Source organism: uncultured Martelella sp., from assembly GCF_963677965.2.
Taxonomy (GTDB): Bacteria; Pseudomonadota; Alphaproteobacteria; order Rhizobiales; family Rhizobiaceae; genus Martelella; species Martelella mangrovi.
On the sequence record NZ_CAXXFM010000003.1, the window covers coordinates 119935 to 137026 of the forward strand.

A 17092-nucleotide genomic window follows, 5' to 3' on the forward strand; every position below is an offset into this window, starting at 1 on the left:
TTATCCTCCAAGCACGGACATCGTCCGCGCGATGCCATCGATGTGGGTATTCGTAATTGAAAACGCGTGCCCCTCAGGCTTCAGGGCCACAGCACGCGAAATCAGTGCGTCGACCGGCCGATCATCGGCGCTCGCCCGCAAGGCCTCCCTGAGGCCGATCCGGCCTTCATTACCCATGCAGGTATAAAGATCGCCGGTGGCACTGACCCGCAGGCGGTTGCACGCGGTACAGAAATCGCAGGAAAGCGGCGTAATGAACCCCAAGATGCTGCCCGTTTCCCTGACCCTCACATAGCGCGCCGGACCGCCGCTGCTCACGGCAAGCGGCTCAAGCGTCCAGCGCTTCGAAAGCGTCTCACGCAGATTCGACAGCGACAGAAAGCTCTCCCGGCGATCATGCCGCCCCTCGCCGAGCGGCATTTCCTCGATCAGCGTCAGGTCCATGCCCCGGCAATGGGCGAAGCGGATCAGGTCATCCACCTCATTCTCGAAGGGACCGCGCATGGCAACCGCATTGATCTTGACCTTCAGGCCTGCCGCCTGCGCCGCCTCAATGCCGGCAAAGACGCGTTCAATCCGGCCCCAGCGGGTAATCGCGCGGTAGCGCCCGGGATCGAGCGTGTCGAGCGACACATTCACCCGGCGCACGCCATGGACAAAAAGCGTCTCCGCATAGCGGTCAAGCAATGTGCCATTGGTCGTCAGCGTCAACTCGTCAAGCGCGCCACGCTCCAGTTCCGCGCCAAGCATGGTGAACAGCGACATGATATTCTTGCGCACCAGCGGTTCACCGCCGGTGATCCTGATCTTGCGCACCCCGCGCGCCATGAATATCCGGGAAAGCCGGTAGAGTTCCTCAAGATCGAGAATGTCGCGGCGCGGCAGAAACGTCATGTTCTCGGACATGCAATAGGTGCAGCGCAGGTCGCAGCGATCCGTTACCGAAAGCCGAAGATAGGTCGCCGTCCGGCCGAAACCGTCGACGAGCGGGCGCGGCACGGCCTGCCCTATCGCGTGTTCATGCTGCATCACGCACCCGCCTTGCCTCACCAATGGCTTCACAGCTCCATTGCAGGACGGCATCGGTTTCAGGCGGCAAAGGCTCTGACAGACCGCCTGAGAATTCATGCCAGCCATCGAGATAGGGTTGCTTCACCGATGTCAGGATCGGCACGCCTGCCACGAAGGCAGCCTCGAAAACCGAGCGCAGCCCGCCGCCCTGCTCTTCCCCTTTGCCGAAACGGTTCAGAACAAGAAGGTCCGGCTCGGTGCTAATCCGCGTCTCGGCGAAAACGGCCGCCTGCGAAAGCGCGTTGAAATCCAACCGGCAACCGCGCGCATGGGCACCGAGCGCCTGCATGATCCGCCAGCGTCTGCCGGTGGCGATGTCTTCCAGAGCGACCGCGCCGCAGCACTGGCCCTCGTCCTTTTCGGCATGCTGAATGAAGCCTTCGACACGATGCCCTGTTGCAATCAACTGCCGTGCGACCGCTTCCAGAATCCGGTCGGCGGCATCATCCTGCATGAACGGGATGAAGGCGAGCGATCTGTTTTCAGATATCGCAGTTTCCACGTTCGCCATCACAAAACCCTTTCCCTTACTGCACCAGCGGCCCGTCGGCGCCACCAATCTCGATGCCCTCGATGGCGGCTTCCGCCGCCAGAACCGCGATGAACTGTTGCACCGCCTTCGACCAGGCCGCAGCTTCCAGCCAGGCGGCAATGCGCGGCCTGACCGCATCGAACGGCAATTGCTCCCCCTCGATGCGCCGATCCATGCGGATGATGTGGAAACCGTAGCGGGTTTCAACCGGTGAACCGGTCACCTCTCCCTCCGGCAACCGCATCAGCACCGCCTCGAATTCCGGCACCGTGCTGCCCGGCGAAAGCTGGCCGAGATTACCGCCCTGCTGCGCCGACGGACAGGCCGAACGCGCCCGGGCCAGTTCGGCGAAGTGAACCGCGCCGGCTTCCATATCCGCGATCATCTGCTCCGCCTCGGCACGCGCCTGCCGCCGGGCCGCCTCGTCAGCCGGATCTGCGGCGAGCAGGATATGGCGTGCCTCGAAGATCGGCTCCGAGCGAAAACGTGCCCGGTTGTTTTCATAAAACCGGCGACATTCCGTCTCACCGGCAGAAGGTGCGCCGACCGCCGTCTCGATAAGATGCCGGATCGCGGCATCCTCGGCAGTTTCTTTTCTGCCGTCGGCGGTTGTCTCCGGTGTACCGATCACCTGCTGCTCGGCTGCCTTTTGCAGCAACAGCTCGCGGACGACGAGCGCTTCCGCCGCAGCCTTCAGCGCCGCTCCCGGATTGTCGGCCGGGTGGTTCTGAGCCTCGGCGAGAATGGCGCTTTCGGCAATCGTGACGCCGTTGACGGAGATTTGAGAAAAGACCGGACGTGCCTTGGGCGGGATTTTCGTATCGACGGCCTGGTAGCCGCTGCCCGGTTCGGGCCTATCGTCTAAAGACTTCGGCTGTTGTGGCGTGAAGAGATTGACCATTATTCCTCACTCCGCCAGTTTGCCGTTGATACGTGATCCGTCACCCTTCTGCCGGGCAACCTGATAGCCGGGACGCCAGATGTAGCGCACCGGAACACTCAGCATGTGCACCAGCCGGGTGAACGGGAAGACGAGCAATATGGTGAGGCCCAGAAAAATATGCGCCTTGAAGATCCATGCGGCATCGGCGACGTAGGACGAGGCGGCGAAATTGAAGGTGAAGATGCCCTGCGCCCAGCTCATGAATTCCACCATTTCATGGCCATCGAGATGGTGCAGCGACACCGGGATCGTGCCGAGGCCGAGCAGGAGCTGCAGCCAGAGCAGAATGATGATCATGGTGTCGCTGACAGTCGAAGCGGCCCTCACCCGCGCATCGAACAAGCGGCGATGGACAAGCAGCGTTGCGCCGACAATGCCCATGACCCCGGCAATGCCGCCGGCGACAACGGCCAGCACCTGCTTGGCACCGTGGCCGATACCGAGCGCATCGAAAATCCAGATCGGCGTTAGCAGGCCGACAACGTGGCCGGCGAAAATGACCAGCACGCCGGCGTGAAACAGCACCGAACCCCAGATGAGCTGTTTTCGCCGCAGCAACTGGGACGAGCCCGAGCGCCACGAATAGGGTTCGCGGTCATAGCGGATGACGGTCCCGAGGATCAGCACCGTGAGCGCGATATAGGGGTAGATGCCGAAAACGAGGGTGTTGAGATAGGCTGACATGTTCTGTCTCCTAGTTCGAAACGGAGCCGGCGACATCGCCGGGTTGACGCTCTGCCGCGCGCATGCGGGTTCGAAGCCGGTCCGGCCCGCACACGCCCTCGCCGGCATTGCCGCCGAAGGTGACGGCTTCTTCTTCCCAGATGCTGTCGAGCGCCTTCAGGTCGTCGGGATCGTCTTCGGGTGCGGCCATCAGCTCTTTCAGGAGCTTCTGGTCGGCTTCCGCCGATGACAGCAGGGAAAGCGCGACAAAGGCCGATGCATAGATGGATTCCCGCTTCCTCAGCCGCTCACCGATCGCCTCGGTGATATGCGCCGTCTGGCCGAGTAGGTCTTCCGCCTCAGCTCTGGGACGGGTGGAGAGAAATTCGAGGAACAGCGGCAGATAGTCCGGCAGTTCCCTGGCGTCGATCTCGAAACCGCCCGTTTCGTAAAGCGCCATCAGATCGACCATGGCCTGGCCGCGATCCCGGCTTTCGCCATGGACATGCTCGAAGAGATGCAGCGACAGCGAGCGGGTGCGGTCGAAGAGATGGACATAGCGTTCCTGGGCCTCGTAGAGATCGCGGCCCGCAAGATCGTCGATCAGCCTGCCGAGCGCCACGGCAACGGCCTCCGGCACCGCGGAGGATGCCAGCGCGGCCTTCAGTTCCGGCAGGCCGTCAAGCAGTTCCTGCTCCGGGTAGGACAGAAGCAGGGAGGTGATTTTCAGGGCAATGTTCATCAGACCTGCTCCTTGAAAATATCGGTTGGCGTTTGCACCACCTTGCGCCGGCCGGCGCCGAAGAGTTCGGTGTCGCTGTTGCCGCCCGAGCAGCCATTGCCGAAGGAGAAGCCGCAGGAGCCGCGTACATCGTAAGCGTCCTCGGAAACCTCGCGGTGCGTGGTCGGGATGACGAAACGGTCCTCGTAATTGGCAATCGCCATCACGTGGTACATGTCCTCGATCATCTGGCCGGTGAGGCCGACGCGTTCGGCAATCGCGTTGTCATCGACGCCGTCGACGGTTTTCGAACGCATATAGGCGCGCATGGCGAGCATGCGTTCCAGCGCGTTCACCACCGGCTCCTCCTTGCCAGCCGTCAAAAGGTTGGCGAGGTAGCGCACCGGAATGCGCAGCGACTTGACATCCGGCATATCGCCATCGAGGCCGAGCTTGCCAGCTTCGGCGGCGGACTGGACCGGCGAAAGCGGCGGCACATACCAGACCATCGGCAGGGTGCGGTATTCCGGGTGCAACGGGAAGGCCACTTTCCAGTCGATCGCCATCTTGTAGACCGGCGAGTTCCGCGCCGCCTTCAGCCAGTCTTCCGGCACGCCGTCCTTGCGGGCCTGTTCGATGACAGCCGGGTCGTTCGGATCGAGGAACACCTTGAGCTGTTCCTCATAGAGATCCTGCTCGTTCGCCGTCGACGCGGCTTCCGAAATCCGGTCGGCATCGTAGAGAATGACGCCGAGATAGCGGATGCGGCCGACGCAGGTTTCCGAGCAGACCGTCGGCTGGCCGGCCTCGATGCGCGGATAGCAGAAGATGCACTTTTCCGATTTTCCGGTATTCCAGTTGTAGTAGATTTTCTTGTAGGGGCAGCCCGACACGCACATGCGCCAGCCGCGACACTTTTCCTGGTCGATCAGGACGATGCCGTCATCCTCGCGCTTGTAGATCGCGCCCGAGGGACAGGCGGCGACGCAGGTGGGGTTCAGACAGTGCTCGCAAAGGCGCGGCAGATACATCATGAAGGTGTTTTCGAACTGGCCGTAGATTTCCTTCTCGACGCCTTCGAAATTCACGTCCTTCGAGCGCTTTTCGAATTCGCCGCCGAGGATTTCCTCCCAGTTCGGACCCCATTCGATCTTTTCCATCCGCTCGCCGGTCAGCTTCGAGCGTGGCCGCGCCGTCGGCATGGTCTTGCTTTCGCCGGCGGCCTGGAGATGGCCATAGTCGAAATCGAAGGGTTCGTAATAGTCGTCGATTTCCGGCAGATCCGGATTGGCGAAGATCTTGGCGAGGACGCGCCATTTGGCGCCCATCTTCGGCTCGATCCGGCCATTCTTCTTGCGGACCCAGCCGCCATTCCACTTCTTCTGGTTTTCCCATTCCTTGGGAAAGCCGATCCCCGGCTTGGTCTCGACGTTGTTGAACCAGGCGTATTCAACGCCCTCGCGGTTCGTCCAGACATTCTTGCAGGTAACGGAGCAGGTGTGGCACCCGATGCATTTGTCGAGATTGAGCACCATGCCGATCTGTGCGCGGACCTTCATTCTGCGGCCTCCTTTCCTGCAAGGCTTGGGGTCTCGTCCATCCAGTCGACATTTTCGAGCTTGCGGACGACGACGAATTCATCGCGGTTGGCGCCGACGGTTCCGTAGTAGTTGAAACCGTAGGACTGATGGGCGTAGCCGCCGATCATGTGGGTCGGCTTCGGGATCACCCGGGTGACGGAGTTGTGAATACCGCCGCGCTGGCCGGTCAGCGGCGAGCCGGGCGTGTTCACGATCTTCTCCTGCGCGTGGTACATGAAGATCGTGCCGTCCTTCATGCGCTGCGAGACCACAGCGCGGGCGACCAGCGCTCCATTGGCGTTGTAGACCTCCACCCAGTCATTATCGACAATGCCGGCGCGGGCAGCATCCGGCTCCGAGATCCACACCACCGGACCGCCGCGGTTGAGCGTCAGCATCAGCAGGTTGTCGGTATAGGTGGAGTGGATGCCCCATTTCTGGTGCGGCGTGATGAAATTCAGCACCAGATGCGGCTGGCCGTCGAGACGCGCCTCGATCGCCGGCGTCACGGTTCCCGTGTCGATGGGCGGACGGTAGACGCAGAAGGCCTCGCCGAAGGCCCGCATCCAGAGATGGTCCTGATAGAGCTGCTGACGCCCGGTGATCGTGCGCCACGGGATCAGCTCGTGAACATTGGTGTAGCAGGCATTGTAGCAGACCTTCTCCGATTCCAGCCCCGACCATGTCGGCGAGGAGATGATCTTGCGCGGCTGGGCGACGATGTCGCGGAAGCGGATTTTCTCGTCTTCTTTCGGAAGAGCGAGATGGGCGTGATCGCGCCCGGTGATGTCCGAGAGCGCCTCCCAGGCCTTGACCGCGACCTCGCCATTGGTTTCCGGCGCGAGCGAAAGGATCACCTCGGTGGCGTCGATATCGGTCTCGATCTTCGGACGGCCTTTTGAGGCGCCCTCTTCCGTCACCGTGCCATTGAGCTTGCCGAGCAGGCCGACCTCATGCTCGGTGTTCCAGGAAATCCCCTTGCCGCCATTGCCGAGCTTGTCGAGAAGCGGGCCGACGGAGGTGAAGCGCTTGTAGAGATTGGGATAATCCCGCTCGACGACCGCGACCGTCGGCATGGTCTTGCCCGGCACCGGGTCGGTCTCGCCCTGTTTCCAGTCCCTGACGTCGAAGGGCTGGGCCAGTTCTCCGGGCGTGTCGTGCAGGGTCGGCACAAGGACAACGTCCTTTTCCACGCCCAGCACTTCCGGTGCAACGTCGGAAAACGTCCTGGCAATGCCCTTGAAGATTTCCCAGTCCGAGCGCGACTGCCATGCCGGATCGGCCGCACTGGTCAGCGGATGGATGAAGGGGTGCATGTCGGAGGTATTGAGGTCGTTCTTCTCATACCATGTCGCCGTCGGCAGCACGATGTCGGAATAGACGCAGGTGGTCGACATGCGGAAGTCGAGGGTGACCAGCAGATCGAGCTTTCCTTCCGGCGCCTCGTCATGCCAGACGGCTTCCTTGACCTCCTGACGGCCCTCCTCGCCCAGATCCTTGCCGAGCAGGCCGTGGGACGTGCCGAGCAGGTGCTTGAGGAAATATTCATGGCCCTTGCCCGATGAACCGAGCAGGTTGGAACGCCAGACGAACATGTTGCGCGGCCAGTTCTCCTCCGCGTCCGGATCCTCGCAGGACATCGAAAGCGTTCCCGATTTCAACGCATCGGCAACGAATTCGGCAGGTTTTTGGCCCGAGGTCTCCGCCGCGCGGGCGACCTCCAGCGGGTTGGTGCGCAGTTGCGGGGCAGATGGCAGCCAGCCCATCCGCTCGGCACGGATATTGTAGTCGATCAGCGTGGCATCCCACGGGCCTTCAGGCGCGGTCGGAGACAGAAGTTCGTCGACCTTCACGGTCTCGTAGCGCCACTGGTCGGTGTGGGCGTAGAAGAACGAGGTCGAGTTCATGTGGCGCGGCGGGCGCTGCCAGTCGAGCCCGAAGGCAAGCGGCAGCCAGCCGGTCTGCGGTCGCAGTTTTTCCTGACCGACATAATGGCTCCAGCCGCCGCCGGATTGACCGATACAGCCGCACATCACCAGCATGTTGATGATGCCGCGATAGTTCATGTCCATGTGGTACCAGTGATTCAGACCGGCGCCGAGAATGACCATGGAGCGGCCATTGGTCTTTTCCGCGTTACCCGCAAAAGCGCGGGCGGTGGCGATGATCTGCTCGCGCGGCACGCCGGTGATCTTTTCCGCCCAGGCGGGCGTATAGGGCGTTCCATCATCGAATGAGCTCGCGACATTCTCGCCGCCGAAGCCGCGGTCGAGCCCGTAATTGGCGACGAACAGGTCGAACACCGTTGCGACAACCGCCTCGCCCTCTGCAAGCGCCACACGGCGGACCGGCACCTTGCGCGCCAGAACGCTGTCGTGGTCCGTGCCCTCGAAATAGTCGTGCTGGCGGCTGCCGAAATAGGGGAAGGCGACGTCTTCGACGCCGTCATGCTTTTCGGCAAGGCTCATCACCAGATTGATATCGCTGCCCGCGCCATCCTTCTGCTCGAGGTTCCACTTGCCCTTTTCGCCCCAGCGATAGCCCGCCGACCCGCGCGGCGCGACGACATCGCCGGTCTTCGCGTCGAAGCCGACCGTCTTCCATTCGGGATTGTTCCCCTCGCCGAGACCATCCCTGAAATCGGAGGCGCGAAGGAAGCGTTCCGGCACGAAGCGGCCGTCTTTCTTCACCAGCCGCACCAGCATCGGCATGTCGGTGTAGCGGCGACAGTAATCGTCGAAATAGCCGACCTTCCGGTCGAGGTGGTATTCGCGCAGGATCACGTGGCCGAGCGCCATGGCAAGCGCGGCGTCAGTGCCCTGTTTGGGATGTAGCCAGAGATCGGAGAACTTTGCCGCTTCCGAATAGTCCGGCGAGACGACGACCGACTTCGTGCCCTTGTAGCGCACCTCGGTGTAGAAATGCGCGTCCGGCGTGCGGGTCTGCGGCACGTTGGAGCCCCAGAGCATCAGGAAACCGGCATTGTACCAGTCGGCCGATTCCGGCACGTCGGTCTGCTCGCCCCAGGTCATCGGCGAGGCCGGCGGCAGGTCGCAATACCAGTCGTAGAACGACATGCAGGTGCCACCGAGCAGGGACAGGTAGCGGGACCCGGCCGCGTAAGAGACCATCGACATCGCCGGGATCGGCGAAAATCCGATGACGCGGTCGGGCCCCCACCTCTTCGCGGTATAGGCATTCGCCGCCGCGATGAGCTCGTTGACCTCGTCCCAGGTGGCGCGCACGAAGCCGCCGAGGCCGCGCACCTTGATGTATTCTGCGCGCTTTGCCGGATCGTCCTGAATCGCCCGCCAGGCGGCGACCGGGCTCTTGTCGGTGCGCTCCTTGCGCCAGAGCTTTAATAGCCGCGCGCGGATCAGCGGGTATTTCACCCGGTTTGCCGAATACATGTACCAGCTATAGCTGGCGCCACGCGAACAGCCGCGCGGCTCGTGGTTGGGCATGTCCGGCCTTGTGCGCGGATAGTCGGTCTGCTGGGTTTCCCAGGTGACGATCCCGCCCTTGACGTAAATCTTCCACGAACAGGAGCCGGTACAGTTCACGCCGTGGGTGGAGCGCACGATCTTGTCGTGCTGCCAGCGCTTGCGATAGGCGTCTTCCCAGTCGCGGTTTTCATTGGTGGTCACGCCGTGGCCATCGGAGAATGTGCCGACATTCTTGCGCGCCAGAAAGTTGAGGCGGTCGAGGAGAAGAGACATGATCCGTTCCTTTGTTTCGGGCGATTAGCAGGGCACCGACGCATTGCGGCGGGTGTAGTAGAAGAAGGTCAGCACGGCGCAGATGACGTAGAAGATGCCGAAGCCCCACAGCGCCATGTCCGGTCCGCCGGTCATCGAGATCGAGGTGCCGTAGGATTTGGGGATGAAGAATGCGCCATAGGCGGCAATCGCCGAGGTGAAGGCGATGATCGCCGCACTCTCGCGATCCGTCTGCTTCTGCAGCGCGCCCGCATCCAGTTCCGGCATCAGGCGCGGCACTTCCTGGCGCATGATCGCGGGGATCATCTGGAAGGTCGACGCATTGCCGACGCCGGTGAGGAAGAACAGCGCCATGAAACAGGCGAAGAAGGCCCAGAAATTGCCGCCCTCACCGCCATGTGGCAGGAATTGCAGCACGCCGACGACAGCGACGAACATGCCGACGAAGGTCCAGAAGGTGACCCGTCCGCCGCCGAAGCGGTCGGAAATCCAGCCCGTGCCCGCCCGGCTCAAGGCGCCGACGAGCGGGCCGAGGAAGGCGTAGGACAGCGCGTTGACCTCCGGAAACTGGGTTTTCATCAGCAGCGGGAAACCCGCCGAATAGCCGATGAACGAGCCGAATGTGCCGGTATAGAGAATGCACATGATCCAGTTGTGGAAGCGCGAGAAGATCACCGCCTGATCGGCAAAGGACGCCTTGGCCGAGGCGATGTCGTTCATGCCGAAATAGGCGGCCACGGTGGCCGCAATGATGAACGGCACCCAGACGAAGCCGGCATTCTGCAGCCATAGCCTCCCGCCATCGGTCAGCGCCTGCGGTTCGCCGCCAAGCGCGCCGAAAACGCCCATGGTAATGACCACCGGCACCAGGAACTGCATGACCGAGACCCCGAGATTGCCGAGACCGGCATTCATGGCGAGCGCATTGCCCTTTTCGGCCTTCGGGAAGAAAAAGCTGATATTGGCCATGGACGAGGCGAAGTTGCCGCCGCCGAGACCGCACAGAAGCGCCAGAACCAGGAAGATCAGATAAGGCGTTTCCGGGTTCTGCACGGCATAGCCGATGCCCATGGCCGGCAGCAGCAGCGAGGCAGTGGAAAGCGTGGTCCACAGCCGGCCGCCAAAGATCGGCACCATGAAGGAGTAGAAGATCCTGAGCGTGGCGCCCGAAAGCCCCGGCAGCGCCGCCAGCCAGAACAGCTGGGCATCGGTGAACTCGAAGCCGATTGCCGGAAGCCGCGCGACCACGACCGACCAGACCATCCAGACCGAAAAGGCCAGAAGCAGCGCGGGGATGGAAATCCACAGATTGCGCTTGGCGATCTTCCGCCCGGTCTTTTCCCAGAAGGTCTGGTCTTCAGGGTTCCATTCCGTCAGCGTCGCTGCCGACGTCTTCGGCGTCATGCCTTCGAATTCCGGCAGTTCCGGCAGGGTGTCGGTCGTCGTCCGGTTGCGGCGCTCCATCTGACGGATGGAGAGATGCATCCAGGTCAAAGCGACGAGCACCAGCACGAACAGGAAGGCGAAGCAGGTGGTGTAGACCCCGGTCAGATCCAGCAGCGTGCCGAACACGATCGGCAGAACAAAGCCGCCCAGCCCGCCGATCATGCCGACGAGACCGCCGACCGAGCCGACATTGTCGGGATAGTAGACCGGAATATGCTTGTAGACCGCCGCCTTGCCGAGGCTCATGAAGAAGCCGAGACAGAAGATCATCAGCACGAAGGCGCCGAAGCTCATCGCGGTCGAGAAGATGATGTCGCCGCCCTTGGCGTGGATCGTGTAGCTGGTCGGCGGATAGGACAGCATGAACAGCAGCAGCAGCGCAAAGCCGAAGGTCCAGTACATCACCGAGCGCGCGCCGTACCGGTCCGCCAGATGACCGCCATAGGCGCGGAACAGGCTGGCCGAGAGCGAAAACGCGGCTGCCGCCATGCCCGCGGTGCGGATATCGACGCCGTAGACATCGACGAGGTAATGCGGCAGCCACAGCGCCAGCGCGACGAAGGCGCCGAAGACAAAGAAATAATAGAGCGAGAAGCGCCAGACCTGCAGATTCTTCAGCGGCGCCAGCTGGGCTGCGACCGTGCCGGCCTTCGCACCGGTGCGGCGGCGCGCTTCGAACACCGGATCATGTTTGGAGAACACGAAGAAGATGACGGCAATGGCTGCCAGAGCAAAGGCCCAGACATTGGCGACCGCCTGCCAGCCGAAGGCGACCATGACGAAGGGCGCGCCGAATTTGGTCACCGCTGCGCCAACATTGCCGGCGCCGAAAATGCCGAGCGCCGTGCCCTGCTTTTCCGGCGGATACCAGTGCGACACATAGGTGACGCCGACGGCGAAGGAACCGCCGGCAAGACCGACGCCAAGGGCGGCGAGCAGAAACAACGGATAGGTCGTGGCGCTGGTCAGTAGAAAGGTCGCCGCGGCGGCCAGCAGCATCTGCAACGGAAACACCAGCCGCCCGCCATATTGCTCGGTCCAGATGCCGAGCATCAGCCGCGACAGCGAGCCGGTGAGAACCGGCGTCGCCACCAGAATGCCGAACTGGGTTTCGGAAAGGCCGAGTTCGCTTTTGATCTCGACCCCGATGATGGCGAAAATCGTCCAGACCGCGAAGCAGACCGTGAACGCCACCGTGCTGAGACAGAGCGCCCGACGCTGGTCAATGCGTGAAACACCGTCAATTGCAGACATGAAATGCCCCCTAAGCTCGAGCGGAAACCCGCTCATTCACAAATTGTGCCAGAGAGCTAGAAGGCTTTGCAGCCCCGCGAAGTTGACCTAAGTCAAGGTTGACCGGTGTGGCGGCATAAACAAGAATTGCGCGTGAAATTGCCTTCCCACGCTGAAATCATCGTCAAATCGGGCTGTTGCAGACGCCTGCCCGTGCTGCTAAATTTATCAATTGAGGACACGAAAAAAATCAAGGCTAAGTGATGCGTTCTTCCGATTTGCCCCAGGTGCGGGCGCTGGGACTGTTCAACAGCATGGGCGAGGAAAATTTCGAGGCGCTGATGCAGGCGGCCTATCTCCAGACCTTTCCGCCGCAGCTCGATCTCGTGCATGAAGGCGATCCGGCGGATTTTCTCTATGTCGTCATCGAAGGCTGCGTCGAGCTTTACGCCAACGCCAACCGCCGCGAGGCGACCATGGCGATGGTGCATCCGGTCAGCGCCTTCATTCTGGCGGCCGTGCTGAAGGATGCCGTCTACCTGATGTCGGCGCGTACACGGGCGCGCTCGAAAATCCTGCTGATCCCCTCGGAAAATGTCCGCTCGATCTTCGAGCTTGACGACGCCTTCGCCCGGGCCATGGTGCTGGAGATGGCCGGCAGCTACCGTTATGTCATCAAGGAGCACAAGGGGCTCAAACTGCGCAGTTCCGTTGAACGGCTGGCGAACTCGCTTCTCCGGCAAGACCATCAATTCGGCAACGGCACTGGCGAATTCGAGCTGCCCTACGACAAGCGCACGCTGGCCTCGCTGCTCGGCATGACCCCGGAAAACCTGTCGCGCGCTTTCAATACGCTGAAACCCTACGGCGTTGAGGTCGACGGAACGAAAATCCGGCTTTCCGACATCACGTCCCTGAAAACACTCGCCAAACCGACGCCACTGATCGACGATCCGAAGACCTGACATCCTCAGATCCGATCGCCTTTGACGGGGCGCGACATATTCGCCGCCTGCTCGAAGCTGAATTGACCTTCGGATTAAAAGATGAATATTAAATATATCTTTTTAATCATGGCACGGACAGGCATGCAGCTGCCCGGCCGATACGACTCTCGAGATCAACGATGACGACAATGGCAAGACAGCGCGCATGGCAAGGGCCGGCGATTTTCAGCTATGGTTTCAGACCCTTCTTCTTTTTCGGCGCGCTTGACGCCGCACTGCTGATCGCGCTCTGGGTGCCGTGGTATCTGGGTTTCATCCAGGTGCCGAGCATGTTCACACCTGTCTCATGGCACGTCCACGAACTGCTTTACGGCTATGTCCCCGCCATCATCGCGGGCTTTCTTCTGACAGCCGTTCCCAACTGGACGGGACGCCTGCCGGTGGTCGGCTGGCCGCTTGCTGGCCTGTTCGGTCTGTGGCTTGGCGCACGCGTCGTTGTCGCCTTTTCGGCTTCGCTGCCCCCGGCATTCGTCTATCTTGCCGCTCTGGCTCTTCCCCTGGCACTGATCGGATTTCTGGCGCGGGAAATTCTGGCGGGCCGCAACTGGCGAAACCTGAAGGTGGTCGTGGTCCTGTCGCTGTTCACGGCAACGCAGTTCCTGTTCTATTACGAGAACATCCGCTACGGCACATCGGTCTATGCCGAACGCGCCGCCATTGCCCTCGTCATCATGCTGATCCAGATCATCGGCGGCCGGGTTGTTCCGAGTTTCACCCGGAACTGGCTCAAGAAAGAGGGTTCTCCGGTGCTTCCACCTTCTTTCGGCCGGTTCGATCGGTTTGTGATGGTGATGAGCGCTGCCGGTCTCTGCGCCTGGGTCGCGCTTCCGGCATTTGCCATCGAAGAGCCGGTCCTGGGCCTCCTGCTGATAGCCATCGGCTTCCTCAACATTGCACGGCAATGGCGCTGGCGACCGCTGAAAACCCTGACCGAACCGCTTGTTTTCATTCTTCATCTTGCGTTCCTGCCGGTCAGCCTGGGCTTCGTGTTTGCCGGCTATGCAGCGTTTTCGGGTAGTGTGGGCGCTGAAAGCGCTGCGATACACTGCTGGACCGTCGGCGCCATCGGCGGTATGACGCTTGCGATCATGACCCGCGCCAGCCGCGGCCACACCGGCCATTCGCTGACGGCGCCGCCGGCAACGGCGGCAATCTATCTGGCCATCACGGTCGCGCTGGTCCTGCGCCTTGCAGCCGCATTCAACCCGGCCTGGACTTTTTCGCTGATGCCCCTTGCCGCATTGGCATGGGTTCTCGCCTTTGCAGGCTTCTGCGTGATCTACGGACCAATGCTGTTTACCGCTCGCAGCTGAGCGGCAGCCCCAAAAAAAACGTCAGAGCCAGGCCAGCGGGTCGACGCCGATCAGCAGGCGGTGGCCCTGCAACAGGAACCAGACATAGCTGGCAAGGCCAAGGCAGGACCAGAGCCAGAAATTCCCGTCCGCCCGCAGATGCGTGCGTCCTCCAAGGATTGCCCGGAAAGGCACGACCGAAGTCTGCGCGCAAACGGCAGCCCATTCGGTATCGCCGAGCCGGCGTCGCGTTCGACGGTCGAGCACCGGCATTCCTACGAGGGCGAGCAGCCCCATGCCGCCAAACAGGATCAGCGATACCACATCCCCGTTCGGAGGAATGTGCGCGAGCGACCAGATCAGAAAACCGACCAGCACCGGGTGGCGGGTTATGGCGGTGATCGAGCCTTGTGAGCCCGTCTCACCGCTGCGCCGGAAGGTGATCGAAAACCGGTTCTGCGCCGCGAGCCCCGCGCCAATGAACCAGAAGGCGAACGGCATCGCGATCACCGGAACGAGGGCCTGCCACGGCACGGGATACCAGAGATAAATCAATGGCGCCTGCCGGGCGGCGACAATGATCCAGACCAGAAGCAGGGTCGACAGGAAAGAATAGAGGGTGAGGTAGACACGGCGCCCCAGCAGGGCAATCAGCCGTGCCCGCACGGGCGGCGCCGGCGGGATCACATGGGCCAACAGGAAAGCGAAAATCGCGAGCAGAAAATTCGTCATGTCTTGGTCCCGTCCCCCGACGAAAAATAAGATTCATTTCCGATATATGATAATACCGGCAACAGAAAAAATGCCCGGACGCGGAATGTCCTATGCGTTCCGCTGCCGCTGTATTCACGGAGTGCGCCGATGCGTCTGACAACCTTTTCCGATTATGCGTTGCGCGTGCTGATGTTTGCGGCATCGGCCGGCGACCGTCTGATCACGATCGAAGAGACATCGGCCGCCTATTCGATCTCGAAGACACATCTGATGAAGGTCGTGAATGTGCTGACCAGAAACGGATACCTTGTGAGTATTCGCGGTCGCTCCGGCGGTTTCCGTCTGGCACTGCCGCCCGAGCGGATCAATCTCGGCGCGGTGATCCGCGCAACGGAGGCCGATTTCGCGCTGGTCGAATGCTTTGCGACCGGAAATCAGTGCGTGGTCACGAAAACCTGCAAGCTGCCGGCAATCCTGAACGAAGCGCTCACATCCTTCCTGAGCGTCTTCGACCACTACACGCTCGCCGATGTCGTCCTGTCGCCTCCGGTCTTCGGGCCGGGTTCACCCGTTGGGCCCTCTCCGTCATAAGGCAACACGACAAGACAGCTTTAAGATCCGTCTCGCCGCCTCGCGGGCGCAGAAGGCAGAAGGCGAGAGCACCGCCCTCGCCTCCTCAATGGCCAACGTGTGGACGCGCATCACTCGCTTTCAATGCCACGCTGACGAAGCCATGCGCGCATGGCGTCGATCTCCTTCTGCTGCTCGGCAATGATATGCTGTGCCAGCGCCATATTGGTGCGATCGGTCCCGGCGGCAAGCTGGATGCGGGCCATGTCGATCGCGCCCTGGTGATGCGGTATCATGCCGAGCACGAAGGCCACGTCCGGATCGTCATGGCGCAAGCCCTCCATCATCTCTTCATGCATCCCCATCATCGACTGTTCGTAGGCTTCGGTCACCGTCAGGGTGCCAGTTTCCGGAGCGTCTGCCCCCTGCTCGCCATCGGCTCCGTTGATATCCGCCAAAGCGATCGGTCCGTGCGGATACTCGAGCGAGAAGGTGTGGGTTGCCATCTCGGTCTGCTCGGTGCGCAGCTCGGCCATGGTCTGTGCGTCCGCACCGAAGAAGGCGGCATGAAGGCCCCAATAAGCGGTTACGAAGAGCACCAGCGCCGAAGCAAGGCCGAGCGGGACGCCGATGAGCGAACGCCTGATCCAGCCCCAGAAATGCAGATCCCGGTTGTGATCAGCCGCGATGGCGACGATAATGGCCATGATCAGCGCATGACCGATGAGGTCGATCCGACCGAACGGGAAGACGGCGGCATTGAAGATCACGAAAAGCGCGACGGCCGAAAGCCTGCGAATGAGCGGCGTTGCCAGGAGGCCAAAGCCCATGGTGAATTCGGCAATACCGGCCATCGGGATGAACATGTCGCGCGGAATGCCGAAGGTCAGGAACGGCTTTTCGACCACCAGCGGATAGAACCACTCCGGATAGGCGAATTTCTCCAGGCTTGACCACATGAGCGCTATGGCCACACCCCAGCGCAGCAACTCGAAGCGATGCCTGCGCCATTCCGGCCGGTTGGAGCTCTCGAGCACCAGATAGCCCGCGACCGCGACGCCGAGCGCCAGATAATCGAGAAGATGGAAAAATTCGTAGTCGCGCAGCGCAAGCACCCAGAGGAAGATGATGCCCGCCGCGGAAAACGGCATGGTCTTGCGCGACACGATACCGGCGGCGATCAGGAGCTGCAGCCAGCTGACCCATTCGGCAGGCGTCTGCAGGTCTGGCGTCAGATAAACGCCGCCGACCGCAAAGATCGCCACGAAGAAACCGGCGACCACGATACGGATAAAAGCATCGAGACGCTGCCAGAGCGGATCGGTCACCCGGTCCATGGCATCCAGCGTGGCTGCACCGGCCGCACTGCGTTCGATCAGTCGTGCGGCGATGAAGAAAATCAGGACCAGGGCTATCCCGGTCCAGAAATACGGATCGCTCAGCGTGCGCGTGATCGGCGACGGCGCGGCATCAACGATATAGGGAGCGAACCACTTCACATGGGCCGAGGCCGAAAGCGGGGCGAGTGCTGCCCCCATACCGAAGAGACCTGCAAGGATCCGGTTCGTTCGTTGGTTGAAGGAAAACATGAGGCGCCTCCT

The 17092-nt window shown here is 61.7% G+C and carries 13 protein-coding genes; 3 read left to right on the plus strand and 10 right to left on the minus strand.

Features of this window, described 5'->3' with window-relative positions:
• The 8 genes from moaA to ACHZCU_RS19910 are packed head-to-tail and all read right to left on the minus strand — an operon-like array spanning position 1 to position 11929.
• Positions 1-1029, minus strand: a complete 1029-nt coding sequence (gene moaA, locus ACHZCU_RS19875; protein ID WP_319520253.1) for a GTP 3',8-cyclase MoaA — start codon at positions 1027-1029, stop codon at positions 1-3.
• Positions 1019-1582 carry a DUF2478 domain-containing protein gene (locus ACHZCU_RS19880; RefSeq protein ID WP_319520254.1) on the minus strand — a complete coding sequence of 188 codons (564 nt, stop codon included), beginning with the start codon at positions 1580-1582 and terminating at the stop codon, positions 1019-1021. The genes moaA and ACHZCU_RS19880 overlap by 11 nt, the downstream gene beginning before the upstream one ends.
• Before the next feature lie 16 nt (positions 1583-1598).
• Positions 1599-2504 (minus strand): peptidylprolyl isomerase, encoded by a 906-nt coding sequence (locus ACHZCU_RS19885; protein ID WP_319520255.1) that lies wholly within the window; start codon positions 2502-2504, stop codon positions 1599-1601.
• 6 nt (positions 2505-2510) lie between these two features.
• Positions 2511-3230 (minus strand): respiratory nitrate reductase subunit gamma, encoded by a 720-nt coding sequence (narI, locus tag ACHZCU_RS19890; RefSeq protein WP_319520256.1) that lies wholly within the window; start codon positions 3228-3230, stop codon positions 2511-2513.
• 10 nt (positions 3231-3240) lie between these two features.
• Positions 3241-3951 carry a nitrate reductase molybdenum cofactor assembly chaperone gene (gene narJ / locus ACHZCU_RS19895; protein WP_319520257.1) on the minus strand — a complete coding sequence of 237 codons (711 nt, stop codon included), beginning with the start codon at positions 3949-3951 and terminating at the stop codon, positions 3241-3243.
• Positions 3951-5489, minus strand: coding sequence for a nitrate reductase subunit beta (gene narH, locus ACHZCU_RS19900; RefSeq protein WP_319520258.1), 1539 nt, complete (start codon positions 5487-5489; stop codon positions 3951-3953). The genes narJ and narH overlap by 1 nt, the downstream gene beginning before the upstream one ends.
• Positions 5486-9229 carry a nitrate reductase subunit alpha gene (locus ACHZCU_RS19905; RefSeq protein WP_319520259.1) on the minus strand — a complete coding sequence of 1248 codons (3744 nt, stop codon included), beginning with the start codon at positions 9227-9229 and terminating at the stop codon, positions 5486-5488. Before ACHZCU_RS19905 ends, narH begins: the two co-directional genes overlap by 4 nt.
• A gap of 24 nt (positions 9230-9253) precedes the next feature.
• Positions 9254-11929 (minus strand): MFS transporter, encoded by a 2676-nt coding sequence (locus ACHZCU_RS19910; RefSeq protein ID WP_319520260.1) that lies wholly within the window; start codon positions 11927-11929, stop codon positions 9254-9256.
• Positions 11930-12171: 242 nt separating this feature from the next.
• Between ACHZCU_RS19910 and ACHZCU_RS19915 the strand changes: the two genes are divergently transcribed.
• Together ACHZCU_RS19915 and ACHZCU_RS19920 are read left to right on the plus strand one after the other, a co-directional pair.
• The gene (locus tag ACHZCU_RS19915) at positions 12172-12873 is read left to right on the plus strand and encodes a cyclic nucleotide-binding domain-containing protein (protein ID WP_106305841.1); all 702 of its coding nucleotides are present in this window, start codon (positions 12172-12174) and stop codon (positions 12871-12873) included.
• Positions 12874-13043: 170 nt separating this feature from the next.
• Positions 13044-14228 (plus strand): NnrS family protein, encoded by a 1185-nt coding sequence (locus tag ACHZCU_RS19920; protein WP_319520261.1) that lies wholly within the window; start codon positions 13044-13046, stop codon positions 14226-14228.
• Between the two features lie 21 nt (positions 14229-14249).
• On the opposite strand, the gene ACHZCU_RS19925 is transcribed toward ACHZCU_RS19920, so the two are convergent.
• Complete coding sequence (locus tag ACHZCU_RS19925; protein WP_319520262.1) at positions 14250-14939, minus strand: NnrU family protein; 690 nt, start codon at positions 14937-14939, stop codon at positions 14250-14252.
• Positions 14940-15068: 129 nt separating this feature from the next.
• Here ACHZCU_RS19925 and ACHZCU_RS19930 point away from each other — a divergent pair, with 129 nt between their 5' ends.
• On the plus strand, positions 15069-15512 hold the full coding sequence (locus tag ACHZCU_RS19930; protein WP_319520263.1) for an Rrf2 family transcriptional regulator: 444 nt from the start codon (positions 15069-15071) through the stop codon (positions 15510-15512).
• Positions 15513-15622: 110 nt separating this feature from the next.
• Here ACHZCU_RS19930 and ACHZCU_RS19935 read toward each other — a convergent pair whose 3' ends face one another.
• On the minus strand, positions 15623-17080 hold the full coding sequence (locus ACHZCU_RS19935; RefSeq protein ID WP_319520264.1) for a DUF305 domain-containing protein: 1458 nt from the start codon (positions 17078-17080) through the stop codon (positions 15623-15625).
• Between the last annotated feature and the right edge of the window lie 12 nt (positions 17081-17092).